At 34.5% G+C, this 24514-nt stretch carries 22 protein-coding genes and 1 pseudogene; 12 read left to right on the forward strand and 11 right to left on the reverse strand.

The features are described 5' to 3' along the window. Positions 1–285 (reverse strand): annotated as a pseudogene (locus H602_RS0108895) (transposase); the annotation flags it as partial. Positions 286–294: 9 nt separating this feature from the next. Between H602_RS0108895 and H602_RS0108900 the strand changes: the two are divergent. After that, entirely contained in the window at positions 295–735 is a 441-nt protein-coding gene (locus H602_RS0108900) for a single-stranded DNA-binding protein (protein WP_051224341.1), read from the forward strand. 45 nt (positions 736–780) lie between these two features. Next, on the forward strand, positions 781–1854 hold the full coding sequence (locus H602_RS0108905; protein WP_026977691.1) for a DUF932 domain-containing protein: 1074 nt from the start codon (positions 781–783) through the stop codon (positions 1852–1854). Between the two features lie 368 nt (positions 1855–2222). On the opposite strand, the gene H602_RS0108910 is transcribed toward H602_RS0108905, so the two are convergent. From H602_RS0108910 to H602_RS0108955, 9 genes are all read right to left on the reverse strand, one after another. Further along, positions 2223–2513 (reverse strand): hypothetical protein, encoded by a 291-nt coding sequence (locus H602_RS0108910; protein WP_026977692.1) that lies wholly within the window; start codon positions 2511–2513, stop codon positions 2223–2225. Between the two features lie 234 nt (positions 2514–2747). After that, positions 2748–3650, reverse strand: coding sequence for a conjugative transposon protein TraN (gene traN, locus H602_RS0108915; RefSeq protein WP_026977693.1), 903 nt, complete (start codon positions 3648–3650; stop codon positions 2748–2750). Between the two features lie 27 nt (positions 3651–3677). After that, a complete protein-coding gene (gene traM, locus H602_RS0108920) occupies positions 3678–4979 on the reverse strand; it encodes a conjugative transposon protein TraM (RefSeq protein ID WP_026977694.1) in 1302 nt (433 codons plus the stop codon). Between the two features lie 285 nt (positions 4980–5264). Then, the gene (gene traK / locus H602_RS0108930) at positions 5265–5888 is read right to left on the reverse strand and encodes a conjugative transposon protein TraK (RefSeq protein WP_026977696.1); all 624 of its coding nucleotides are present in this window, start codon (positions 5886–5888) and stop codon (positions 5265–5267) included. A gap of 21 nt (positions 5889–5909) precedes the next feature. After that, complete coding sequence (gene traJ, locus H602_RS0108935) at positions 5910–6902, reverse strand: conjugative transposon protein TraJ (protein WP_026977697.1); 993 nt, start codon at positions 6900–6902, stop codon at positions 5910–5912. A 2-nt stretch (positions 6903–6904) separates the two neighbouring features. Beyond that, on the reverse strand, positions 6905–7537 hold the full coding sequence (locus tag H602_RS0108940; RefSeq protein WP_026977698.1) for a DUF4141 domain-containing protein: 633 nt from the start codon (positions 7535–7537) through the stop codon (positions 6905–6907). Between the two features lie 23 nt (positions 7538–7560). Then, positions 7561–10065 carry a TraG family conjugative transposon ATPase gene (locus H602_RS0108945; RefSeq protein ID WP_026977699.1) on the reverse strand — a complete coding sequence of 835 codons (2505 nt, stop codon included), beginning with the start codon at positions 10063–10065 and terminating at the stop codon, positions 7561–7563. Continuing rightward, on the reverse strand, positions 10062–10394 hold the full coding sequence (locus H602_RS0108950; protein ID WP_026977700.1) for a DUF4133 domain-containing protein: 333 nt from the start codon (positions 10392–10394) through the stop codon (positions 10062–10064). The genes H602_RS0108945 and H602_RS0108950 overlap by 4 nt, the downstream gene beginning before the upstream one ends. Positions 10395–10404: 10 nt before the next feature. After that, complete coding sequence (locus H602_RS0108955; protein WP_026977701.1) at positions 10405–10710, reverse strand: DUF4134 domain-containing protein; 306 nt, start codon at positions 10708–10710, stop codon at positions 10405–10407. A gap of 1082 nt (positions 10711–11792) precedes the next feature. Between H602_RS0108955 and H602_RS20210 the strand changes: the two genes are divergently transcribed. From H602_RS20210 to H602_RS0109015, 10 genes are all read left to right on the forward strand, one after another. Next, on the forward strand, positions 11793–12311 hold the full coding sequence (locus H602_RS20210; protein ID WP_211224066.1) for a hypothetical protein: 519 nt from the start codon (positions 11793–11795) through the stop codon (positions 12309–12311). Positions 12312–12335: 24 nt separating this feature from the next. Beyond that, a complete protein-coding gene (locus H602_RS0108965) occupies positions 12336–12656 on the forward strand; it encodes an HPF/RaiA family ribosome-associated protein (RefSeq protein WP_026977703.1) in 321 nt (106 codons plus the stop codon). 496 nt (positions 12657–13152) lie between these two features. After that, positions 13153–14349: an IS256 family transposase gene (locus tag H602_RS0108970; RefSeq protein WP_026977704.1), complete on the forward strand. Its 1197-nt coding sequence runs from the start codon at positions 13153–13155 to the stop codon at positions 14347–14349. 90 nt (positions 14350–14439) lie between these two features. Continuing rightward, entirely contained in the window at positions 14440–14628 is a 189-nt protein-coding gene (locus H602_RS20525; RefSeq protein WP_425402321.1) for a DUF308 domain-containing protein, read from the forward strand. Positions 14629–15456: 828 nt separating this feature from the next. Further along, positions 15457–16032, forward strand: coding sequence for a hypothetical protein (locus tag H602_RS0108980; protein ID WP_026977706.1), 576 nt, complete (start codon positions 15457–15459; stop codon positions 16030–16032). Between the two features lie 24 nt (positions 16033–16056). Next, positions 16057–16566 carry a PRC-barrel domain-containing protein gene (locus tag H602_RS0108985; protein ID WP_026977707.1) on the forward strand — a complete coding sequence of 170 codons (510 nt, stop codon included), beginning with the start codon at positions 16057–16059 and terminating at the stop codon, positions 16564–16566. Positions 16567–16888: 322 nt separating this feature from the next. Then, on the forward strand, positions 16889–17029 hold the full coding sequence (locus H602_RS20350) for a DUF2141 domain-containing protein (protein ID WP_245574937.1): 141 nt from the start codon (positions 16889–16891) through the stop codon (positions 17027–17029). Between the two features lie 365 nt (positions 17030–17394). After that, positions 17395–18855 (forward strand): trypsin-like peptidase domain-containing protein, encoded by a 1461-nt coding sequence (locus tag H602_RS0108995; protein ID WP_026977708.1) that lies wholly within the window; start codon positions 17395–17397, stop codon positions 18853–18855. 604 nt (positions 18856–19459) lie between these two features. Continuing rightward, entirely contained in the window at positions 19460–20455 is a 996-nt protein-coding gene (locus tag H602_RS18545; RefSeq protein ID WP_051224338.1) for a sterol desaturase family protein, read from the forward strand. 346 nt (positions 20456–20801) lie between these two features. Next, entirely contained in the window at positions 20802–23057 is a 2256-nt protein-coding gene (locus H602_RS0109015; RefSeq protein WP_026977710.1) for an FUSC family protein, read from the forward strand. Between the two features lie 347 nt (positions 23058–23404). Here H602_RS0109015 and trhA read toward each other — a convergent pair whose 3' ends face one another. Continuing rightward, complete coding sequence (trhA, locus tag H602_RS0109020) at positions 23405–24052, reverse strand: PAQR family membrane homeostasis protein TrhA (RefSeq protein ID WP_026977711.1); 648 nt, start codon at positions 24050–24052, stop codon at positions 23405–23407. Positions 24053–24514 lie beyond the last annotated feature (462 nt).

The raw sequence follows: 24514 nt of genomic DNA on the forward strand, positions 1-24514 counted from the left end.
ATTTTACCTGTCGCTCTTGGAGAAGATGCCTACTGCCTTTTTTAAGATATCACGTTCTAGCGTTACTTCTCGTAATTCCTTCCTCAATGCCTTAAGTTCTTGTTCCTCTGGCGAGACGTCTCGCTTCTTAGAGAAATCACCTGATTTAGCTTCATATTCACGTCTCCAACGACGCAGCATATTGCCATTCAAGCCATACTCATCACTTACTTCCTGTACTTTTCGTCCCGAATTTAATAGTTCAACCAACATAACCTTAAATTCTTGTTCATAAACTTTTGCCATAATTCAAATATACTATTTTATGGGCTCAATAAATTCGTCTCAGCAAAGGTAGACACTCCAAACATCATCGGAAGATTAACAAAGGATGCGGAAGTACACAGAACCGCGCAAGACAAGCAAGTAGTGAATTTTTCTCTAGCCATCAATGATAGCTACAAAAATAAACAAGGCGAACGTGTAGAGCAAACAAGCTATTTTGATTGCTCCTACTGGATAAGTCCAAATGTTGCAAAAATACTCACCAAAGGCGCTTTAGTTGAGCTTACAGGTAGAGTAAGTGCAAGAGCCTGGACAGCTAGTAGCGGAGAATTAAAATCACGTTTGACTTTTCATACTTCGACTATAAAATTGCACGGAGGCAGTAAGAAAATTGAATTTACACAAGGGTTTACAGAGCAGGATAATACAAAGATCATCACACCAGAACCTGCTGAGGATTTACCCTTTTAACTCTAAACATATAATAATTTTTTCAACTTTTAAAATTTTAATATCATGGCACACAATTTAAATTTCAACGAAAGAACGGGACGTTATTCATTTTTTAGCGTACAACAAAAAGCTTGGCACGGTTTAGGTCAAATAGTATCAGACTATCCGACAAGTGCAGAAGCTATTAACAACGCAGGACTTGACTATGAAGTTATAAAAAGTCCTCTTTATTCCAAGGTATCAAACATAATTGATCCTACTGACAGTTTAGAAATTAGGGACAATGAACTAAAAGTGCCTAATTATTTTGCTACTACCCGTACCGATAACAATACTGTTTTGGGTGTAGTCGGTAAAGAGTATCATATTGTACAAAATCGTGAAGCATTTCGTTTCTTTGATGCTATTGTAGGTGGTACAGATGGAATTATGTACGAGACTGCAGGCGCTTTAGGAAATGGAGAACGCATTTTTATTACAGCAAAATTACCTGACTATATTCGTGTGGGTACTGGTGATGATGTTACAGAAAAATATATTTTCCTCACTACTTCACACGATGGTAGCGGAAGTATTACGGCAGCTTTTACACCTGTTAGAATTGTATGCCAAAATACACTAAACGCTTCACTTCGAAATATGAGCAACGTGGTACGCATCCGCCATACTTCGGGAGCAAAACAACGTTTGGAGAATGCGCATAAAGTAATGGGATTAGCAAACGAATTTAGTAATCAACTAGAGGGAATTTTTAATGAATGGTCAAAAGTAAGAGTAAAGGACAACGAGGTTAAAAAATTGATACAATTAGCACTATGTCCCAACAAGGAAACCTTACAGCATATTAAAAACGGAAATGAGGAAGAAATATCAACCGTTTTTAAAAATACGGTTGAGGATGCCTTTGCCTATGCTATGACGAGCGACTCACAACAAATGGAAACGACAAAAGGCACTTTGTTTGGAGCTTATAACGCAGTTACAGGCTACTACCAAAATGTACGTAGCTATAAGAACAATGAAGCAAAATTACAATCTATTATTTTGGGAGGTACTGCACAATCAAAATCGCAAAAGGCTTTTGAAATCTGTACCTCATTTCAAAAAAATGGTACTGACGTTTTCAACTTCAATTAAAAAGGCTTTAAAATTAAAGGCGACTACTCACAAAAGTAGTCGCCTATTTTAACAATTTCTATTATTTTTCAGAATAAAGTTTTTTTCTAAATCTTAAAGATTTTAGGGCACAACCTATTCCGGTTGCATTACTTCAAAGTCTGGATGCAAAAAGACACTCCCTTCCAATTGTCGGGAAAGTCTTTTTGCGGGAAATGATACAACCATTTTGGTAAAACAACAATCGCACAGATTCTCATTGCTCTTTATATTTTACCAAAAAGCTCGTGATTATTGGTTAGGATAGTCAGTATCCTATTTTTTTTTACTGGACTTCTTTTCTTTCCACATAAGTGACAAAAGAAAAGAAGCAAAAGAATGCCACTTTATTATTTTGGATTTTGATCGTGTTTAAATGGAACTTCTTTTTGAATTAGCACTTTGTTATCTTTCTGTTGTTTTGAATAACTCCATAATAAAAGTAGTCCAAAAATAATCAGAATATAAGCAATCCATTTTCCTGTATTTTCCAAAAATGAAATAAAGACTGATTTTTCATAACTTGAAAAACTTTCCGCTCCCAAAGGACTTCTTCTGTAAAATTTTCTTCTGTTTATCCAATAACGAATACCAAAACCACTTAGCAAAGCTAAACCACTTAAAACCATTGTTGGATTCATAATTTGATTTTTTTTTAATTTTAAATTTAGTAAAAACTACCTCATCAGTACGCAACTTACTATTTATAAATCAGTAAGTTGCGTACTTATTTATAAACAGGAAAAAACACACTGTAATATACCCAACAAAAATAGGCTATATCACAAGTCGTGAAACAGCCTATTTGCCCATTATTATATTTTGAATACTATGAGAGGATTATCCTCAAATACCTCCTTTATAAAGAACCAATTTTAATTATGAAACTTCCTGTCTTTTATCAGTATTGCTTTGAGTAAATCTGAATTTTTAAGTTTTATCAACTGATGTCTCGCTCCGTTTTTCTCATAAATTTCTATCAGGAGTACTTTGTCATCGGCAATAGTAAATTGATCCAATAAAAATATATTTCGCTCTACCGTTTTACCTTTAATTTCGTCCAATGGTTTGTAAATTCTTAGTGGATTAAACGTCATTTCTTGTATAACCGTACGTTTGGCTAGCTTTTTATCAACTACTTTGAAAGTAACAAAATCGACATGGAAAGAGACATAACTACAATTAGTAACTTGAGTATGGAAATAGAACTTGCCATCATCTACATAGATTCCTTTTAACATGAACTCGACACCATAACTTCTAGCACCCTTATTCTTTATTAAACGTTTGTCTTTTTTGTATATCGTTCCCATTAAATCGTCTACCAGTGAAGGTGAATTTTTTCCGAGTTCCTCAAATAGGACATCATTTCTATGCTCTCTATTTATCCCTTTCTGCATTTCTAAAAGATTATAATTCATATCCACAGGACTAGAATTGTAGAGGACATTGAAATTATAAAAATGCCCGTCTTCGGTAATTACAGAAAAGTTTGTTTCCTCATCGAAATTACGGACTGAAGCTTTTACTCTTAATACATTTTCTGCATCTTCTGCTTTGCTTGCAATCAAATAGTCACTTCCTAAATCTACGTATCGTATTGCAGAAGGAAAGAGTAGATGCGACGTTTTACTATAAGTTACCTCTATCGGGTACGGATCTATTTTTTCTAAGTACAATTTTTGGGCATTAGTAACAGTCACTTGCCCTTGTGATTCCATACTGTATCCTAAAAATAAGACCAGTACTATTACCATATTTTTTTTTATAGTTTTCATATTTAAATTTTTTATTAAAGTGAATAATTATTTTTTTGACACTAGAAACACTTGAAAGCCTGCCTTCAAAGTGACTTTTGGAGTTTTCATTTTTTTTGAAAAATAACCTGAAATGCCTTGCACAAGGCCACGGCTCAAATCGCCAGCTATCTGCTGTCCTGGGGAACTTGAAAGCATAATACTGCTTCCTGAAGTTTGTCCCATATTGGCAGCCATTTCTTTCACAGCGCTCATTTCGGGAGAATAGGGCACAAATAATCCTTGTTGTCCATCTAATCCATAGATAGTAAGATCAACAGGGAGGATAGTACCATCCAACTCAATAGAAGTAATTTTCATTTGGAGCCTTCCTTGATTAAATTTTGAATTTGCCGTCAACACCGTTCCTTGCGGAATAATATGATTTTGCATTTTGGCAGGCTCTAATAAACGTAAACGAACACTACTTTCCACTGATACTAACTGTGTGGTTTGGATAACTGCTCGAATACTATTTTTGAGCTGTGTCTCCTTTTCGATTTTCCCTGCAGTGTAAAATCCTCGATTACGACTTTCGCTCCAATTCGATATAAATGAACTGTCAGGAAGATCTCTATTCAATGACGAAACAGCATTTTTTCGAGCAGGAATAAATGAAATAAAAGATTCCTTTTCGGTTGAAGCAATAGAAACAGCCATTGTTTTTTCATTTAATTGTTCCGTTGAAGTCTTATTGACTGGCAAATATTTAGCCGCCATTTGATATGACTTCTCCATTAACTCCAATTGATTGTCAACAATATTGGTAGGTGTTTCTTCTTTTCTTGCTAACTCTTTTTTCACCTCATCTAATTGTTTGCGCAATTCTTGCGTTTCAGAGTTATCCTTATTATAAAAGCTACCTAATGTATTTTGTGCATTGCGATAACTATTCAGCGAAGTATTAGTATTGGTTTCTTTTTCTGTTTCAGGAACATCTTGCAATGATTCTTCTGTACTCCCCTCATTCCAGTAATCAGAAAGAGAGGTTAGCGCATTTTGTTTTTCTCGATTTTTTTGTTCCACTATTTCCTGTTCATAGGCTTTTTGTTTATCATTCTGTAAACCGATAGTAGAAGCCTGAGGAACGGAATCATTGAGACCTACATCTTCTATCATTCTTATATTTTCCGATGGTTTGAATAGTAGATACATACAACCAAGAAATACTATACCCATCAACGCAAACAGGATTGGCTTTTTAAATTTTTCTACATTATTATCTGAAGATTCTCGCGCTATATCTGTACTTTTATCTAAGCTACCATCCGTAACCAAGACCGTATTTTTTTTGTTTTCACTTTCTTTCATGTTTTCTGTTTTTTATAATTAACAACAAGGAATCCCGTAGCGATGCTGTGGATTCGTTCTTTTTGAGAAGAGCGTTTTCAATACGCTCCTCATCCAGCTTACTGCTGTGTTTTCCGGTTTCAAACCAAACGCTAAGTATAACAACTACAGTAAGAATCAAATAACTGATAAAAGAATACAGAATGTACTTGTACTGTTTTTGAAGAGGAAGTGCTCTCCAGCGTACATCAATCTTTATTAACCATAAGTCAATATTTGTTCGAAGATTTTCCATCTTGGTTTATTTTAACGTTCAATAATTTCTAGATCATTATTCTGCAGTACAGTAAACTTTTCTATATTGAAGCCTTGCGGATTATTATCCGAACGAACGGAATTCACAAGGTAACACGAGGTAACTAGATTACGTTTGGTTACATTACTAGAGCGAATGATGAACTGCTTAGCATAAGTTTTTACAGCATAAGGATAGGTTTCAAAGTTGCATATCACACTATCTACTTCAAGGCGTTGTTGCACATTACCTGAAATAATCCGATTGTAATACCCCTTTTCAGCTAAGTCTTTGTAATAATCAAAAGCGCTTTTGTCTGCTAGATTAAATGCTCTTTTCATATTATTTTCTATAGCACTCTTGTCTGGTGCCAGTGTAAAGAAAAGCTCATGAAATCGACGTATGTGTTCCCGAGCTTCTACAGGACGATTGATTGAAGCGTCTTGCGCCAGCGCTAGCATTAATGATTTACCATTATCCAACACATAAACCTTTTGACGCTGCAATTCTGCAAACCGATACGATTCCCAAATTGCATATCCTGCTACTCCAACACAGAGTACTGCAAATACTATGGCATACAGTCTGATTTGTTTAAAGCTATTTTCGATATTTCTTAATGTTTTAAATTCCATTTTACTTTACTATTTAAATTGTTATTTCATTAATCTACCCCCAATATTTCCAGTAACTGCTCCCGTACCAGCTCCTACAATATTTCCAGTTTTAGCGCTAGTTTGATTTATATTACGAACAAAGTTTCCTGCTCCCCCTGCCTGAATAATCCACCCAGTCACTGTAGGAATTGTAAAATATCCAATGATGCCAATAATCATAAAGATGATATACACCGTACTGGATGAATCTGGAATAAAATTAGGATCGGATAAACTGTCAATATCCTTTTGCAGTATTAACGATTGGATCTTGGACAACATCGAGCTGAAAAGGTCAGACACAGGCAGCCAGAGATACACACTAATGTATCGAGTAAACCACTGTGTTAAGGTGGACTGAAACCCATCCCAAACCGAAATTGCAAATGCTATTGGGCCTAAAATTGATAGCACAATCAAGAAGAAAGTTCGTATCGTGTCAATGACCAGTGCAGCAGCTTGAAAAAGCACTTCTAAAAATTCTCGAAAACTATCGCGAATCATTTTCTTGATACTATACATTTCTCTTTCAATATACATACCCGATATTGTTGCTAAATCGGAAGGCGTCCATCCTAATTCATCCAATTTCTTATCAAATTCTTCATCCGATGCTAAATAGGCAGTCTCAGGATTTCGAAGCATAGCCTCTCTTTCCAGTTGGTCTTTCTGCTGTTGTAAAACATTCAAATCCAAAACTTGATTTTCTAATATGCTATGTGTTCCTTGTACTATTGGACTAAGTACCCCATTTAGTGTTCCTAAAACAATCGTTGGAAAAAACATGATGCAGAGTCCTAAAGCAAAAGGTCTAAGTAGCGGAAATACATCTATCGGTTCTGCGCTACTTAGTGCCTGCCAAACTTTTAATGCAACATAAAACAAAGCACCCAATCCAGCTAAACCTTTTGCTACTGCTGCCATATCAGCTGATAGTGGCAACATCTCGTCATAGAGCGAACGTAGTACTTGGTGTAGATTACTAAATTCCATGATTACCAATATTTTTGGTTAGCAGTTCCATAAAGCTCCAATACCCTTCTACTACTGTTTGCTTTCTTAGCTCGCAGATAACTAACCGAAATATTTTTATTGGTAAAATAACGAACCAAATTGTGGTACTCTTTTACTTTTAGATAAACACGATCAATAATATCCATTCGCTCCTTATCAGTAAGCGACAAGCTGGAAGTGCTTACAATTTGCTTTAGCTCTTTCAGAAGTTCGGTACTTTCATTTAACAATATGGAATACCCATTAGCAATAGCCGTTAATTCTTGTTCATTAAAATTAGGATCGTTCAACATTTTCCCAAAATTACTTACATACATCTCAGAGACATCACCAACAAGTAATACGGTCTGCTGTACTTTTCGAGCATCCTTTACTAGGTTATTTACAGCCTTTAGCTTGTCATAATATTCTTTTCCTTGATTATATACTTTTTGGACTTCTTTAAAGTTGTTAATCATATTGGTTGCTGTGGTTGAAGTTTGTATAATCTGTCTCGCTGAATTGACTATTCCTTGAGCCAAATTGGTTGGATCTGTTACCACCCACTGTGCTTTAGCAGTCGGCATGACAGCAAATAAAATTACCATGCACACCATAATTTTTAAATTTTTCATTTTTATTCGTTTTTAAATTTTTACTATTTGTTTTCTTTTTCTCTTTTCTCAAGAGCTAACCTTTTAATGGCCTGTTCTACATTTCCATCCAGTTCTCCCGCAAGACGCATCACTTCTAACTTTTCAGTTTCTTCTGTGGTATAGGCTAAATATTCTTCAAGACTCACTTCTGTAGCATATACTGCTGAATGCGTACCTCCTAGTCCAATCCAAACTTCTTTGTATAACCTATTGGGATCATTGTTCATATTAATCGAAAGTACCTGCGCTTTTTCTTTTTCAGTAAGACCAAGCATGGCTTGGATATCATCAAATTTGTTCATGTACTTTCGTTGGTCAAGGAGTATTTTACAATCCGAATTATTAATGATACTTTCCTTTACAATAGGTGATTGAATAATATCATCTACTTCTTGGGTTACAACAATCGCTTCTCCAAAAAACTTCCGTACCGTTTTAAAAAGGTATTTGATGTACTCTGCCATTCCCTCTTTTGCAATCGCTTTCCATGCCTCTTCAATCAGGATTAGTTTTCGTACTCCTTTCAGACGTCGCATCTTATTGATAAAAACTTCCATAATGATGATGGTCACAATTGGAAAAAGGATTTTATGATCCTTGATGGCATCAATTTCGAAAACAATAAATCGTTTAGAAAGTAAGTCGAGTTGCTTTTCGGAGTTAAGTAAATAATCATATTCCCCTCCCCTGTAATAAGGTTCTAATACATTTAAGAAGTTGGCAATATCAAAGTCTTTTTCGCGTACTTGCTTTTCCTGCAATACTTTTCTATAATCCCCTTTTACAAATTCATAAAATCCATTGAAGGAAGGAAATTCATCTTTCTGCTTAATCCTTTCAATATAACCACTCACAGCATTTGAAAGTGCCACTTCTTCGGATCGTGTTGGTGGTTCATCATCCCTTTTCCATAAGGTTAATATCAAAGTTTTGACACTTTCTCTTTTCTCAATATCGAATACGCCATCATCGGTATAAAAAGGATTAAAGGCAATTGGATTGTCTTCGGTGTAGGTGAAATAAACGCCATCTTCCCCTTTAGTTTTTCCTTTGATGAGTTCACACAATCCTTGATAAGAGTTACCAGTATCTACTAGCAATACATGCGCGCCTTGTTCATAATATTGTCTGACCATGTGATTGGTAAAAAATGACTTTCCAGAACCGGAAGGACCCAGAATAAACTTATTTCTATTGGTGATAATACCCCGTTTCATGGGTAAATCCGAAATATCCAAATGGATCGGTTTTCCTGTAAGTCGGTCAGCCATTTTAATTCCGAAAGGAGAAGGGGAACTTTTATAATTGGTTTCCTCTGTAAAAAAACAAAGCGCAGGTTCTATGAAAGTGTAAAAACTTTCTTCACTCGGAAAATCTCCTGCATTGCCAGGCATTCCTGCCCAATACAGTGTAGCAACATCTGTGGTGTTGTGCCTTGGTTTGCACTCCATCAACGCCAAAGCACTACCAGTGTCGTTCTTTAACTGTTTTAGTTCTGCTGGATTATCCGACCATGCCATCACATTGAAATGAGCCCGAATAGAAGCATGACCGAAAGAATGTGCTTCATTCAAATAGCGTTCGATCCATTCTTTATTGATTTGATTGGCTCTGCTATACCTTGCCAAAGAATGCATGTTTCTTGCTGATTTCTCAAACTTCCGAAGGTTGTCCTCACTGTTATCCAAAAAAAGATACTGGTTGTAGATGTGATTGCAACTTAACAGTAATCCAACTGGCGCAGCAAAAGACAACAAACAATCACTTCTATCGGTGGACAATTTTTCGTAGCGAGTTTCTGCAGATACGGAACTAGGCAAATCATCGGTATCGGACAACGTATGCAGACAAAGTCTTTTGTTTCCAATACGAACTTCTTCCCCACCCAAAGCGATATCCTGCATTGGTGTTCCCTCCTCTCTTGAAAGACTTAGGTATTGTTCCAATAATCCTTGTTTCTCATTTGTTCCAATGATATCCTCCTCTTTCAATCGTTCCAATTTTATAAAACCGGAATCATTGACAATACGTTCAAATTGCGCTACCGATTCCATAAATCGATGAATAGTTTCTTTATCTCTTATTTCTTTTGGGATAAGTACCCCTTTGCAAAGCGAAGAGAAATTACTCTGCATTCGCATACGCTCTTTGGACGTTTTTGTTAAGAACAGATAACAATAATGATTGAGAAACGGACGCTCATTAAAATGTTGTTGGTAGGATTTCGCCAAAAAACTCAAATCTTCTTTTGCAATTTCAGGAGCATAATTTTCTTTGATGTACCAATCCTGTTTGTGTACCACCGTGTAATCGGGCAAGGTCTTTATAGCCTTATGCCAAGCGGAATGAATGGCTTCATATTCCGCAGAGGCTACTGTAAAAAGTTCTGGTAGCTGTACTCGAAAACATGCGGTGATATCAGCATCCTTTGAGATGATACAATTATTTTCTACTGCCAACAAAGGAAACTTAGATTCCAGTGTAGTTGCTTTTGATTTATTTCTCATAACTGGTACAATTTGGAGTTGAACTTGAAATAACGATGCACTGGCTTACGACAGATAATATATCGTGGATGTCTTTTATTGGCTCCTACTTTCATCAAACCATGTTCACCATACTTTTTGTTTAGTGAAAAAGTTTGCCACACTAACAGCGATCCCCCACCAATTCCTATAAACAAACACAGATAAGAATTGACTCCTGTCATATACAAGATCATTACCAGGATAAGCATCCCTAGCAGTCCACCTGCGAATAAGAACAGATACTGTGCTTTCAGTCCTTTAAACTCTACCGTTCTTCCTATTCCCTTATTTATATTGTAAGTATTCATAAGGAAATAATTATAGGAAGAAGGAACGTAAAACAGTAGCCGCTACAATCAAAAAGATGCAAGCTCCAAACCAGCTCGCCGCTGTCTTACTAGTATCAGGATCACCGCTACTAAACTTGTTGTACACCTTTACCCCGCCAATGAGCCCCACTACTGCTCCAATAGCGTAAATGAGTTTTGTAGCAGGATCAAAATAAGAGGTTACCATTTGAGTCGCTTCCGTGATTCCTGCAGTACCATTTCCTTGTGCAAATACACCAAAAGCTGACAGCATTATAACTGCTATCAACACTACTTTTTTTCTGTGTTTTTCCATGATTTAAATAGATTTTTTTATCTTTTACCCTTGCACTTTGCAGGATTTATGGACAAATATCTTATGGGATAGATAATATTATTTTAAATAGGAAGTCATTGGAGTTTCTTGGCATTGCTTGACTAATCCGAGTAAATAACTTAATATTTTCAAAATCTACTTAATTTACTCACAAAACAATGGATACTTTTGAGGATAGTAGGGATATGCATTCCTAGATTTTCTTGACATAAATTAAAGCACTTCATCAATAGTTGAAGCACTGAAGAGGAATTACCAAATGAGTAAAAAAATATATCCATCTAGGGAAAAATCCAGAAGCAGTTACTACGGAGTTTTCCAAAAGTTTCAGATACGCGAATCATTAAATTTTGTGAGCTAGATCTAACATTTGTTGACGAAAGTAGGATTTTAACTCTCCTTGATTGTTCTGACCCTATATAGGAAGTTAATTAGCTTAAATAAATATTTAAAAGAAACTAATCTAATTCAATTGGAAAATCAATGGGGTCAACTATCACAGCAGCAAACGACCTAATTAGACGGATTTAGCTATTACATATCTTACGGAAAGCACTTTGAATTTTCAATGTAATAAATATTATTTTACAGGAGTTTTGATTGGTTATGCATTTAAAAACCAAGCAAAATCTGAAATTCTATCTCAAAGGAAAAGGAAGCAAATTAGTTTAGAAGAAATACGCTAAAATATAATTTATATAACGTTGAAGCTTAGTAGCCAAAAACTAAATAAAGATGTATTAGGTAATTCGAATAATTTAACAACTCATTTTGAAAAAATTGATTAATTAAAAGGAGATAAACTGAAGCACCTATCTCATATTAATAAATATGAAGAAGTTACTATGTTAAAAGCATTTTACTTAAATCTTTAAATAATGCAAAGAACAGTTTAAGAAGTTAAAAATTTGTACCTTTAAAATATTGGTTTAAGAAAAAAACTATCTGTTAGTAGTACAGCGATTTAAATATATTAGACTTAAATTAACGATTTACTTTAGCTGCACGTTAATTTTACGTGTAGTAAACAAGTATGATTATGAATCATAAAAAAAATGAAAATGAAAACTAAAAAAGAACTAGAACAAAGCATCATAAAGATTACTACCACGATTCAACAAGAATATCCTGAACTGTCAAAGTTTATAATTGAAATGCCCGACAACAATTCGGAGAGTGAGGAAGTAACTATCAAAAGCCTTGAAGAATATAATAATTCTTTAGAAGATATTTTGCGTAAATATGCTAAAACGCATGATGAAACTGATACTAAAGAAGTTCCTAAAACGCCTGAGTATGAAGACTTACATATCTATCCGCCATCTGAAGATATTTATCAACAATTGAAGGAAGAAAAGGATTTGAATCCAGAAGATATTTCCAAAAAGAAAGCACCAAATGAAAAGGAAGGCACTTGGAACGAAAAGGACTTTAAAGATGTGAAAACGGGTGCTGATTTAGATGTTCCAGGTTCAGAGCTAGACGACCAACAAGAAAATGTGGGAAGCGAAGACGAAGAAAACAATTATTACAGTTTGGGCGGAGACAACCACAACGATTTAGACGAAGACAAAGGATAATATATAAACTAAAATAATACAATTATGAAAATTCAGATAAACACCGACAAAACAATCTCTGGTGCCGAAAATCAGGAAGACTATTTTACTTCCTTGATCACCGAAAAGCTAAACCGATTTCAATCGCATATTAGCCGTATAGAAGTACATTTATCAGACGAAAACGGAAAAAAAGAAGGACACGATGATATACAATGTATACTAGAAGCAAGAATAGAAGGCAGAGATCCAATAGCGGTTACCTGTGAGGCCGATACTGTCAAAAATGCTGTTTCAGGTGCCATAGATAAAGTGAAAATATCGTTAGAGACCATTCTTGGACGAATGAAAAATCGTGAAAGATAAAATTTAAAGGCATGAAAAATAGAAATGTTACTTTACCATTAATTAAAAACATTATCATAGAACTTGCCAAAATAAATGAAATAATTCAGCCCGGTTAAAGTTCAAATAGATCGGCACGAGTCGTATTCTTTAATGAACCGACAAGAATCGTTTGAACACTAATTCATTACCCCCCTTTTAATGAGTAGAAATTTTGATGAATTAAAAAATAGCCCTTATTGCTATGCAAATTGCTGACGCTTATAATAGAGCAAAGACCACAAAATAGCAAACCGAAGATGATGTTAATTTTGGGCCAGCAAAGTTCTTGTGGACTTACAAAAGATAGAATAGAAACAATAGTAGAAAGTGTGAGCAGTTATGATTTGTCCTTCTGTACCAAATGACTCTCTTTAGCCTAAATGGCACTGTCTCATAAAGTGTGTAAGTTTTAAAATCTCAGGTTATTAATTGAGCTGAGATTTTTTTATTTATTAAATTTAACTTTTATACACTTATGAAACCAGAAGACATTTTAAACGAAGATTTTTTAAAGCAATTTAGAAACGGTCCAGAACTCACTAATTTTTTAGAACAACTTCACAAACGTGGTATTGAAAAAATTCTTGAAGGTGAGTTAGATGCTCATTTAGACTATGAAAAGCATCAAAAAAGCAAGGCCAATAACTTAAGAAATGGCTATACAAAAAAGAAACTACAAACCACTTTAGGTGAAACAGAGATACAAGTTCCACGTGATCGTGATAGCTCTTTTAGTCCCATCGTTGTTAAGAAAAGAGAAAGTTCAACAGATGGTGTTGAAAATGTTATTATTTCACTGTACGCCAAAGGAATGAGCAACAGTGATATTGAAGAACAGATAAGAGAACTCTACGATTTTAATATCGCTACATCCACTATTTCAAGAATAACAGATCGCATTACCGATGATATAATAGCTTGGAAAAACAGACCCCTAGAAGCCACTTATCTTATTGTTTGGATGGATGGAATCGTTTTTAAAGTTAGAGAGAATTCCAAAGTAGTAAACAAAACCATTTACATCGCAGTTGGTCTGAGAACGGATGGTAAAAAAGAAGTTCTTGGTTTATGGTTAGGAAAAAATGAATCTTCTGCATTCTGGATGAGTGTTTTAACGGATATAAAAGCCAGAGGAACAGAAGACATATTAATTACAGCAACCGATAATTTAAACGGTTTTACAGACACTATAAAAACCATTTTCCCAAACTCAGTGACTCAAATATGTGTAGTACATCAAATTAGAAACTCCTGTCGTTACGTAGTTTGGAAAGATAAAAAAGAATTTAGCAGGGATATGAAACAAATCTATACGGCACCTACTAAAGAAGCTGCAAAAGCAGCCTTAAAAGACTTTAAAATTAAATGGGACTCAAAGTACTCTTATGCTATCAGAAGCTGGGAAAACAATTGGGATGAGCTCACTGTGTTCTTCGATTTTCCTATCGAGATTAGAACTATTATTTACACAACAAATTTAATAGAAAACCTCAATGGAAAGATTAGAAAATACACCAAAAACAAGCTGTCGTTTCCAACAGATGAAGCTGTTATGAAATCCGTGTTTTTAGCTCTAAATGAAAGTACTAAAAAATGGACAATGCCAATTAGAAATTGGGGAGTTATACTCAATCAATTTTTAGCTATATTTGAAAACAGGATTAAACTATAAAAAAATTTAACCCTGAAATTTTAAACTTACACAGATTTTAGGATAGTGTCGCCTAAATAAAAAATCTACCAAAAATTAAATAAGAATATCGTGAAAAAAAATCTTTTCGTAAACCTATATGGAGCAATAATAATTTTGCAAGGTATTTTTCTCCTTTTTGAAAAATACTTTACTTTCAAAACTAGTAGGTATACTTTGGGAATTACTTTGATTATTGGGGCTATCCTCGCATTAGTCACAGTCTTTTCACGTAAACGGCAACAAGTTCAATTTGTTTAACATGAAATGCATGCGTTAGCAATGTTCGTCTATGGAATCTCAGTCTTATTATTTGCAAACACAATAGAGATACTTAGTTACCTAAAAGCATTTTTACTTTTATTTTATGCTTTTTCAGAAATTTTTTTGCAATTGGCTGTTCAACTTAGAAAATAAAGTCCAGTTTAAAATTCTTTTCATTCGTCTTTTTCTTGGATTAACGGTCGGTATTGGAACTGTAGTATTAATGAATTATTTCATTTTAGACAAGACAATTGTCATGGAGGGCTACGGAATACTACTTGCTGCCATCGATTTCAACGTCTTGCTTTATGTTCCCATTATGAAAAGCAAAGTACCGTTTATTAAAGAGTAACCCAACTTGAATACACCTAACATTCAAAAAATAAAAACATGAAAGATACATGCCTTACAATATACTATTGGCGATGTGAAAGATTTTATAGTACATGACAGCGATTGGACAATACATTATATGGTAGTTGACACCGGAAATTGGTTTCCAAGTAAGAAGGTAATTTTATCGCCTTACTCGATAAAAGAATTAATTGGGAAACTTCAGAAGTTACTGTAAATGCCTCGGTTGAGCAGATTAAAAATAGCCCAGAATACGATGATTCAAAAGAGCTAAATAAATTTGATGACTCTATTCTAAAAATTATTATGGTCAGTTCATTTCTCATAGGTAAATGCCTTTTTATTTAAAAACAATTCTCCATAATATAAAAAAAAATACATAAATAATACTTAATCAAGTTTTTACAACTAAAAATCGAAGAAATAAATAATTTTTTGTCTACCTTTAGAGTAAATTATAAAACTTATATTATGACAGAAATTAAAATAGAAAAGAAAAAGCCAGTATGGCCTTGGATTTTATTAGTGCTCTTTTTACTTTTTGTTAGCTGGTTCTTCTTTATTCGAAACGATAAAGCGGAGGTTTTAAAAACAGTAGATCAAAGAGCGTTGATAGATATACATGAAAAGAACCAAATAGTTGTCGCCTATGTTACATTTATTAATTCCGATCCCAATACCATGGGTCAAGATCATGAATTTACCAGTGAAGCATTTACAAAGTTGACTAATGCTATAGATGCTATGGCCACTGAAGCAGACTACGATATAAAAGCCGACATGATCAAAGTAAAACAGCGAACGGATGAAATAACAAAAGACCCAATGGTTACTACTCATGGTGATAAAATAAGAAGCGCTGCTGATGCGTTAAGCACTTCCTTGACAAATATGCAGCAAGCCAAATATCCAGAATTAAGCAATGAAGCTGCTGATGTAAAAAGTGCTGCTGTGGCAATTGATCCCCAAACTTTAACCCTTGACCAGCGAGATGCTGTTAAATCTTTTTTCACAAAGACTGCAGACCTACTTAATAAAATGAATTAATTAACTGAATTTAAATTCACAATTATGAAAGACAAAAGTAAAAACCTCCATTATTTACATGAGCTATCAGATTATAAAGTAGCATACGACTATGCAGATGTAAGAGATTGGGAAGTAGTAGATAGTGATAAAAGAACCATAGGCAAAGTAGATGGACTGCTCGTGAGCAAAAAGGCAGAACGCGTTGTTTATCTTGATGTGGAAGTTGATGCTACTTTAATTGAAGTTGGTCACGAAAACTATGCAACTCCTGCAAGCGATGGGGTGCATGAATTTTTAAATGAAGAAGGAGAGAACCACCTGATCATACCAATTGGCACGGCAACTCTTGATGAAAACAATAAGAAAGTACATATTAAGGAAATAGATTACACCACTTTTGCAAAAACAAAAAGATTTAAAAAAGGAGTAGATTTAGAAAGGTCTTATGAACTAATGATTTTGCCTCATTATTTCCCTGCTATTAAATATGATGAAGAAAACAGTTTAGACAATGAATTGTATAATCACAGAGAATTTAACCCATCATCATAATTGACCACATTTTAAAAATAAAAGTATGAAGCAACCAATCAAAAATCTGATCAAGATTTATTCTAAGCTGATTTTTGGGTGGCTCTAAGCTTAATTTGGTTGCCGTTAAATGGGTTTGCTCAGACCGAGTGCCTCTCCGTTATTATAAAAATTTAGAATAGAAGTAACAATGCGGGGGAAGCCCCTGTACTATTTTTGAATTTGGGAAAGTTTCCCAATAAATTCCTGAAATTCGCACCTAAGATCATGCTAACACAAATAAGCAGAACAGATGCGAGTTTTCAGTTTTCAGATATTCTACCGGAAAAAATATGCCGTTTTCATGATCCATGATGAAAACCGCAACGGTGAACTTGACAGTAATATGTTTGGGATTCCGAAACAAGATTATGGTTTTTCCAATGTTGCCAAGGTCACATCAAGCCCTCCTTCTTTTTGTTACGCTGCATTTTCATATGATTGAGGATTTTTGCAAATGTCTGTATCTCTTACTTACTAAAAATCACCTAGTCTCTGATGGGTTTTACAATGAGCACCACCGATGATGAGATAGAGAAAGTAAAAAATTTAAATTTCTATATTCATTATAATTAGACAAAAATACTTCAATTATGAAAAAAATATATCTGCCCTCACTATTTGCGTTTATTGATTGTACCTTTTTTGCTCAGGTAGTTTTTCAAAATATTATTTACAATGAAAAACAAGAGCGGGAGTTAATGCTTTAAAAGAGCTAAGCTAATTGTACGAGTCTATTCTAAGACCTCTTATGGTCACTTTGTTTCTCATAGGTAGTCGCCTTTTTAATTAAAAATAATACTTCCAAATATGAATAAATTATATACCATCCTCCTTCCAATTTTATTTATAATACTGCAAAGTATGACCATTGGTTGTACTGGTAAGCAAAAGAGAATTAAAAGTGGCAATACAGAAGATAGTACAATAAAAGTAACAAAAAATGACGCTACTATAAACACGTCAAGTGGCAATATAAACTTTGTAACGGCCTCAAAGATAGTGATGCCAGCAGTAGCCCATATAAAAATAAATTTCAATTCTTCTTCAGAATATGGCGCATCAGGATCAGGGGTAATTATAAGTGCTGACGGATTTATAGCTACAAATAATCATGTGGTTGATAAAGCATCTGCTATTGTCGTTATACTTCATGACAAACGAACTTTCTCTGCAAAGTTGATTGGCCGTGACCCCAATACGGATCTAGCACTTTTAAAAATAGAGGCTAGCAACCTTCCAATCGTTACTTTTGGAAACTCTGATGATGTGCAAATAGGTGAATGGGTTTTAGCTGTAGGGTTTCCCCTTTCACTTAATACTACCGTTACTGCCGGCATCGTAAGCGCCAAAGCCAGAAGTATTGGAATCATAAACCGGTCGGGCAGCAATAGTAGGCAAAATAATGCAGTGCCGCAAGGGAATAACGCTGTTGAATCATTTATTCAAACTGATGCTGCTATTAACCCCGGCAATAGCGGAGGTGCTCTGGTGAATACCAATGGAGAACTGATTGGTATTAATTCAGCCATAGCATCGCAAACCGGTAGCTATGCCGGTTATGCTTTTGCAATACCAGTTAACCTCGCAAAAAAGATTTTGGATGATTTAAAAAACTTTGGAGTGGTTAAGCGAGGTGTGTTAGGTGTTTCTTTTCCTTCACCAGCTACAGAAGACCAGCATTTGATACAAAAAGGCTTAAATCCTGCTTTGGTAAAAGGTGTTTACATAATTGGTGTGCAAAATGAAAGTGCCGCTGCTGTGGCTGGCCTTAAAAAGGGTGACATTATTCAAAGTATAGATGGCACTATACTTAACTCGTCAACGGAGTTTTCTGAAAGAATAGCAAGACAAAAGCCTGGCGACGTTATCAAATTAACGTATCTGCGCAAAGGTGCTACCGCTACAGTCTCGGCTACACTGCACAGTGAAAAAGTGGCAAAAACTGAAAAACGGCAACCTAAAAATAGTGGTGAGCTTCAGGAAATATACAGCAAGCTTGGTGCCACTTTCGCTCCGATAACTGCTGAAATCAAACAGCGCTTTAATTTAAATGAGGGTGTTTTGGTAACCAAAGTGCGCAATGATGGTTTTTTTGACCAAGTCGGCATTCCCCAGGGTACTATAATCGCTTTTATCAACGGCAGTCCCATTAGCAGTCCCCAAGATATTGGTATGGCCTTGCTGTCTGCTCAAAGTGGTACTATTAAGATATTTGCTATTGCACCTGATGGTTCAAAAGTGGTATTTAACTTTTCAATTGGAACATAAAAATAGGTTTATGTTTTTTTATAGGAAGTCCTAAACACATTATTTGTTTAGAGGAATACTTGCACTGTTATTTTTAATTGCAATCGTTATCAGATCAATTACACATTGAAAAGTTAGTAAAGGTAGTGAAGGATTTTTTTGTTCTGTTTTTTTTTAACAATACGGGAGCCCTGCCTTTTTGTTGCATAAGCCCCCATACAATTTGTATCGAAAATATAGATTTATTGAAAGAAGGGCTTGATGGAAGAGCCACTATTAAAATAGAAAAACAACTTTGATGCAAAAAATACAGCTGTAGAAGACTCAATACAATAGCATAAATTTTTAGTTTTAATTAATATTGCAGATCCCTTCCCTATAATTTTATGAAAAATTAAGGATCGAACCAAAGTTTAAAAAACTAACTTGCAAATTGTAAAGTCTTCGATCAGATAAGATTAAAATTTGCGCTTTGATTCAAACTATATAAAACAAAAAGCGAAAAATTATGCTATTCATTAAACAGAATAGTCTAACAGCTAGTTTAAACTAGTTTCTCAGCTTGAAACGTTAAAAAAAATTGGACGCGCTCCCACAACAAATAGCTCCCTAATAATTTCACTATATGAAAGATAATCCTTTGACGATGGAAATGCTGTTAGAGCAACTAGCTGGACTGAATATTATCCAAATCGCAGCAATTCCACTGATTTTGCTTGTTGCTTTAGAATGGATTCTTACAATTGTTCAAAAGAAAGAATACTACAATAGCTTAGACACTCTATCGGCCACATTTATAGGGCTTGTAAATATTGGTATCTCAGCATTATTAAAAATTGGGGTTTTCGGAATTATATTATTTTTCTATAATCTCGTTCCGTGGAGCATTCCAACTGTATGGTGGGCCTATATACTTTGCATTCTTACATTAGATTTTTCTAGATACTGGTCCCATAGATTAACACATGTTAATCGTTTTTGGTGGGCAACTCATGTTACTCATCATAATTCAGAAAAATATAATTTGTCTGTGGCTTTTAGGTTGAGTTGGACACAACACATTAAATTTATCTTCTTTGTTCCTGTAGTTTTAATAGGATTTGATCCTGTTCTTTTTTTTATATGTCATCAAATCGAAGTACTCTATCAATTCTGGGTTCATACCGAATATATTAGAAAATTACCAGCTCCAATTGAATATATTTTTGTTACACCGTCTCATCACAGAGTGCATCATTCAACAAATGATAAATACCTGGATAAGAACTTTGGGTCAACACTTATTATTTGGGACAGAATATTTGGAACTTTTCAAGCAGAGGAAGAGCAAACAGTTTATGGCATTACTACACCAATTAATTCATACAACCCCATTACTTTAAATTTTCATGAATGGAAGGACATCGTCTTAGATGTAATAAATAGTCGCTCTTTAAAAGAAGCTTATGCAATGCTATTTACAAGTCCCTCTAAATTAGAAACTGTTAAAGCTAAATTCAATTCTATTCATTTAAAGGAGTTTGAAAAAGCAAATAAGACGGATGTTAATTTTATAAAAATAAATAATATTGATAAGGAAAGAAACAGCACCATTAGTCAATCATGGAATATGAAAAACTAATGCCAACTACTTGCCAAATTCATAGTATTTATGAATTATCCCCGAAAACCTATCGAATTTCTTATACCTACATCGCTTTTTGCTGTCTATAATACAAGAATGCAAGCCATACACGAACACTTTGCGAAACATCTTTCTTCGGGAGCGAACTCCTCGGGAAACGAACACCAAGGAGAGCCGGAGCGTGGCAATAATGAGAAAAACAACAGTTATATAAATATCTTTATACTGCCATTTTACAATAATTTTTTTTTTAATTTCACCAATTAAAAACCCACTAAAATAAAGGTACAAGACAATTCGTCCGCTCAATTATCCTAATTTTAGAATCAAATTTTAAATAGGCTTGAAAGAAAAACTCAAACAACTAGAATTGTTTCTAAAAAGTACCCGTTTGGACCGAGCAATTCGGATTGGAATTGGGATTGCTGTGCCATTTGCGGTACTCTATTTTTTAGGGTATTTTAAATATGCTCCAGCTATAGTTGTGGGTGCTTTTTTAAATGCGCCAGGCGACATTCCAGGAAGCTTCAAACGTAAGGTCAATGCCATTTTAATCAGTATCGGGTTGACAATGGTTATTACAACTATAATCCTATTTTCAAAACCTTTCCTCCCCCTACTGTTGCTGGCGCTTACTGCAATTACGTTTATCGTGTCGCTAATTTCGGTTTACAGTTTTAGAGCATCTTTAGTATCCTTTTCCGGCTTGTTAGCAATGGTTATATCATTTGCCATTCAAAAAGAAACAGCACATGAAATTTTTGTTCAGGTGGCTTTAATGGGAGTTGGTGGTCTTTGGTATCTGCTCGTTTCCTTTATTTTCCAAAAACTTACCCCTGTAAAAGATCAGAATCAGTTATTGTCAGATACGCTTCTCCTTACCGGTGAGTACCTAAAATTACGAGCTAAATTATTGACAAAGAAAACCAAGCGTGACGAACACCTTAAACAAACCTTTGTCCTTCAAAATCAAATCAATGAAAAGCATGAAACACTTAGAGAATCAATGCTTACCGCACGTAAACGTTCTGGACGTTCTCATTATGAAGAAAAGCAATTATTGATTTTACTTTCCTCTATCAATATATTCGAATTGATAGAAGCGAAACATTTGGATTATAAAATGATAGATGCCATTTTTGGCAAGCGTAAAGAATTTCTAAAAGCTTCGATAACGCTGAGTAAAATAATGGGAAACCATCTCATACGTTTGTCGGAATTACTGATTCAAAATGATAACATACCAAATAAAGATAGTCTATTAGATGCCTTATCAAAAGCTAACGAATCGATTACAAATTACATTGAAACCGTTAAATTACCTGAAGCCCGAGAAGGTGCTTTGGTATTAAAAAATCTATACGATTACCAAGAACAACTACTTCAAGAAATCAGGATTATTAGACGTGTAATGGCCAATGTGAAAGAGGCTTCTAAAGTTTCCTTAAAAAGACAAGATTCGAGTCAGTTTTTAACGCTGCAGGAATACAGACTGAACGTCCTTGTTCAGAATTTCAGTTTGGATTCTACAATGTTCAGACATTCGTTGCGTCTTACTATTGCTATTGTATTTGCCTATGTGTTAGGTATTGTTTTTGAGATTCAAAATACCTACTGGATTTTGCTGACTATCCTTGTGATCATGCGCCCTAGTTATGGTTTGACTAAAGAGCGTTCTAAAGATCGTATCATTGGCACACTCATTGGGGCTGCTGTTGCCGTAGGTATTGTGCTGCTTACTCATAATCAAGTCGTCTATGCAGTACTGGCATTTGTTTCCTTTATATTGGCGTTTTCATTGATTCAGCAGAATTATAGATTTGCTGCCGCATTAGTTACCATTAGTATTATCTTTTTGTATTCATTCATAAATCCTAATGCCTTTGAAGTGATTCAATATCGTGTCATCGACACCATCATTGGAGCCATTATCGCTGTCGTAGCTAATTATTTAGTTTTACCCAGTTGGGAAGCCAATAATCTAAAACAGGTTCTTTTGAATGCTTTAAAAATGAACAAGATATATCTATTAGCAACACAAGAGTTATATCAAAATCCCTCTAAACACAAACTCTCCTATAGTGTAGCAAGGAAAGAAGCATTTCTTGCCATCAGTAATTTAAATGCTTCCTTCCAGCGATTAACCCAAGACCCAAAATCGAAACAGAAAGAATTTCAATTGATTTATGAAATTGTAACGCTGAACCAGACAATGACCTCAGCCATTGCGTCCATTGGAAATTTTATCAGCAATCATAAAACTACTCCTGCATCTATAGAATTTAATGTACTGATCAAAAAGATTTCCAATACCCTACAGATGTCTTTCGATTCTTTAGACGACATTCACATAAAGAAAAAAGTCGACAAAGAAACTGTTGAAGATGCACAAGAAAAGTTGTTGGGAAAATACCAGCAATTATCTAATATTCGAGATGAAAACATCAGACAAGGTAACACCGCATTAGATACAGATACACTTCATAGTCTACAGGAAGCCTATTTAATTACCAATCACATGAGCTGGTTAATTTCCCTTTCAGAAAATCTAAAGAAAGCAACTGAACGCTACCATTCCTCGATTATAGAAGATCAGTAGTGGTTTTATTAAATTTCAGGAAATACTCCCAACGTACCTTATATTATTACTTGCAGCATTTACTCACGAACTAAATTTGGAACTTGTCAATGGCATCTATTAGGCACTATCCTTTATAATTCAGTTAGTTTCCCATTTTAAAAAATGAATTACCAAAAGATAAAAAATAATTACCTTATTAATATTTTTTAAACGCAGGCTTTCTACTAATTGGTTTGTCATAACCGGGAATTCGTACCTCCTTCTAATCAAATATCAACTCTTCTCTTCTTTATAGTCAGCCTCTTTACTGCCGTCCTTAAAGTTGCGCCTTTTGTTTTTTTTATAAACCCTACTCATTTTTTGAATCAATTCGACTCGACTGCTAATAAAATGGCAACGTAATGACAAACCGCAGCTGCGAGCACAAAAAAATGCCAGACAGCATGGTTGTAAGTATATTTCTTCCATAAGTAAAAGACAACACCCATGACGTAAAGCGCACATCCAATTAAAATCATAGTGAGGATATTGAAGGGAATACTTTCAAAGAAAGTACGTCCGCCAACAATCATAATAAAACCCATTGCTATGTAAACTAACGTTGAAAAAACCTTCCATTTCCCTGTAAAAAAAATCTTAAAAATGATCCCCACTGTCGTAAGCCCCCACAAAACCGATAGCAAAGTAATCCCAAAAGAATTATACATATACATAAGTAAAAACGGAGTGTAAGTACCTGCTATCAAGAAAAAAATACTGATATGGTCAAGGATTTCAAGTGTGCGTTTTGCCTGAGCATGCTGGATTCCGTGGTAGAGTGTTGAAAAAGTAAAAAGTTGTAAAAAACAAAAACCATATATAGCCGCACCAATAATACCAGAAGTGTTATCACTTTTAATGGTAAATGCTATTAGGATAGGAATACTTACGATACCAAAAATAATTCCAAAACCATGTACGATACTGTTTACTAGTTCTTGCCTGATTTTTATATTTGAATTCTGAGTTCGCATAAAATTGATTTGATAAGGTTTATTGTTCTAACCCTTTTTTGTAAAATTACTCAAATCTATTCCTAACTTAGTTCTATTAGCTATATAATTTACCGTTTTATTACTATCTATTTTATTTTCAGAAGGCCTTCATCTTGTAATAGTTTCAAAGAAAATTTTGTTTTATTTCTTTTATAGGTCGGTACTTTATATAAAATAAATATACCGTTTTACCGAAAAACTTAATATGACCAGAATCAAAGTAAAAAATAATTTAAGTACTGGATCAATATCGTTTTTTCCCTTAACACTATCGCATTGAATTAAAAAAAAAAAGGTGTAATTAAAATTGATAATAATAATAATAATATAGGTATACACATTAGAAATTTAGTCGTAAACCTGTTTTTTTTAGACAAGGAATAGCAAGGCCTTTAACGAAATACAATTTGAATACATTTAATTCTTTTTTTTGTTGAAACT

The organism is Flavobacterium tegetincola DSM 22377, from assembly GCF_000425485.1.
Classification (GTDB): domain Bacteria; phylum Bacteroidota; class Bacteroidia; order Flavobacteriales; family Flavobacteriaceae; genus Flavobacterium; species Flavobacterium tegetincola.

What these genes read in the sequence shown, in the direction of transcription:
- H602_RS0108905 (WP_026977691.1), top strand. Translation starts at nt 781, where the DNA reads ATGGCACACAATTTAAATTTCAACGAAAGAACGGGACGTTATTCATTT.
- H602_RS0108910 (WP_026977692.1), bottom strand. Translation starts at nt 2,513, where the DNA reads ATGAATCCAACAATGGTTTTAAGTGGTTTAGCTTTGCTAAGTGGTTTT.
- traN (WP_026977693.1), bottom strand. Translation starts at nt 3,650, where the DNA reads ATGAAAACTATAAAAAAAAATATGGTAATAGTACTGGTCTTATTTTTA.
- traM (WP_026977694.1), bottom strand. Translation starts at nt 4,979, where the DNA reads ATGAAAGAAAGTGAAAACAAAAAAAATACGGTCTTGGTTACGGATGGT.
- traK (WP_026977696.1), bottom strand. Translation starts at nt 5,888, where the DNA reads ATGGAATTTAAAACATTAAGAAATATCGAAAATAGCTTTAAACAAATC.
- traJ (WP_026977697.1), bottom strand. Translation starts at nt 6,902, where the DNA reads ATGGAATTTAGTAATCTACACCAAGTACTACGTTCGCTCTATGACGAG.
- H602_RS0108940 (WP_026977698.1), bottom strand. Translation starts at nt 7,537, where the DNA reads ATGAAAAATTTAAAAATTATGGTGTGCATGGTAATTTTATTTGCTGTC.
- H602_RS0108945 (WP_026977699.1), bottom strand. Translation starts at nt 10,065, where the DNA reads ATGAGAAATAAATCAAAAGCAACTACACTGGAATCTAAGTTTCCTTTG.
- H602_RS0108950 (WP_026977700.1), bottom strand. Translation starts at nt 10,394, where the DNA reads ATGAATACTTACAATATAAATAAGGGAATAGGAAGAACGGTAGAGTTT.
- H602_RS0108955 (WP_026977701.1), bottom strand. Translation starts at nt 10,710, where the DNA reads ATGGAAAAACACAGAAAAAAAGTAGTGTTGATAGCAGTTATAATGCTG.
- H602_RS20210 (WP_211224066.1), top strand. Translation starts at nt 11,793, where the DNA reads ATGAAAACTAAAAAAGAACTAGAACAAAGCATCATAAAGATTACTACC.
- H602_RS0108965 (WP_026977703.1), top strand. Translation starts at nt 12,336, where the DNA reads ATGAAAATTCAGATAAACACCGACAAAACAATCTCTGGTGCCGAAAAT.
- H602_RS0108970 (WP_026977704.1), top strand. Translation starts at nt 13,153, where the DNA reads ATGAAACCAGAAGACATTTTAAACGAAGATTTTTTAAAGCAATTTAGA.
- H602_RS0108980 (WP_026977706.1), top strand. Translation starts at nt 15,457, where the DNA reads ATGACAGAAATTAAAATAGAAAAGAAAAAGCCAGTATGGCCTTGGATT.
- H602_RS0108985 (WP_026977707.1), top strand. Translation starts at nt 16,057, where the DNA reads ATGAAAGACAAAAGTAAAAACCTCCATTATTTACATGAGCTATCAGAT.
- H602_RS20350 (WP_245574937.1), top strand. Translation starts at nt 16,889, where the DNA reads ATGATCCATGATGAAAACCGCAACGGTGAACTTGACAGTAATATGTTT.
- H602_RS0108995 (WP_026977708.1), top strand. Translation starts at nt 17,395, where the DNA reads ATGAATAAATTATATACCATCCTCCTTCCAATTTTATTTATAATACTG.
- H602_RS18545 (WP_051224338.1), top strand. Translation starts at nt 19,460, where the DNA reads ATGAAAGATAATCCTTTGACGATGGAAATGCTGTTAGAGCAACTAGCT.
- trhA (WP_026977711.1), bottom strand. Translation starts at nt 24,052, where the DNA reads ATGCGAACTCAGAATTCAAATATAAAAATCAGGCAAGAACTAGTAAAC.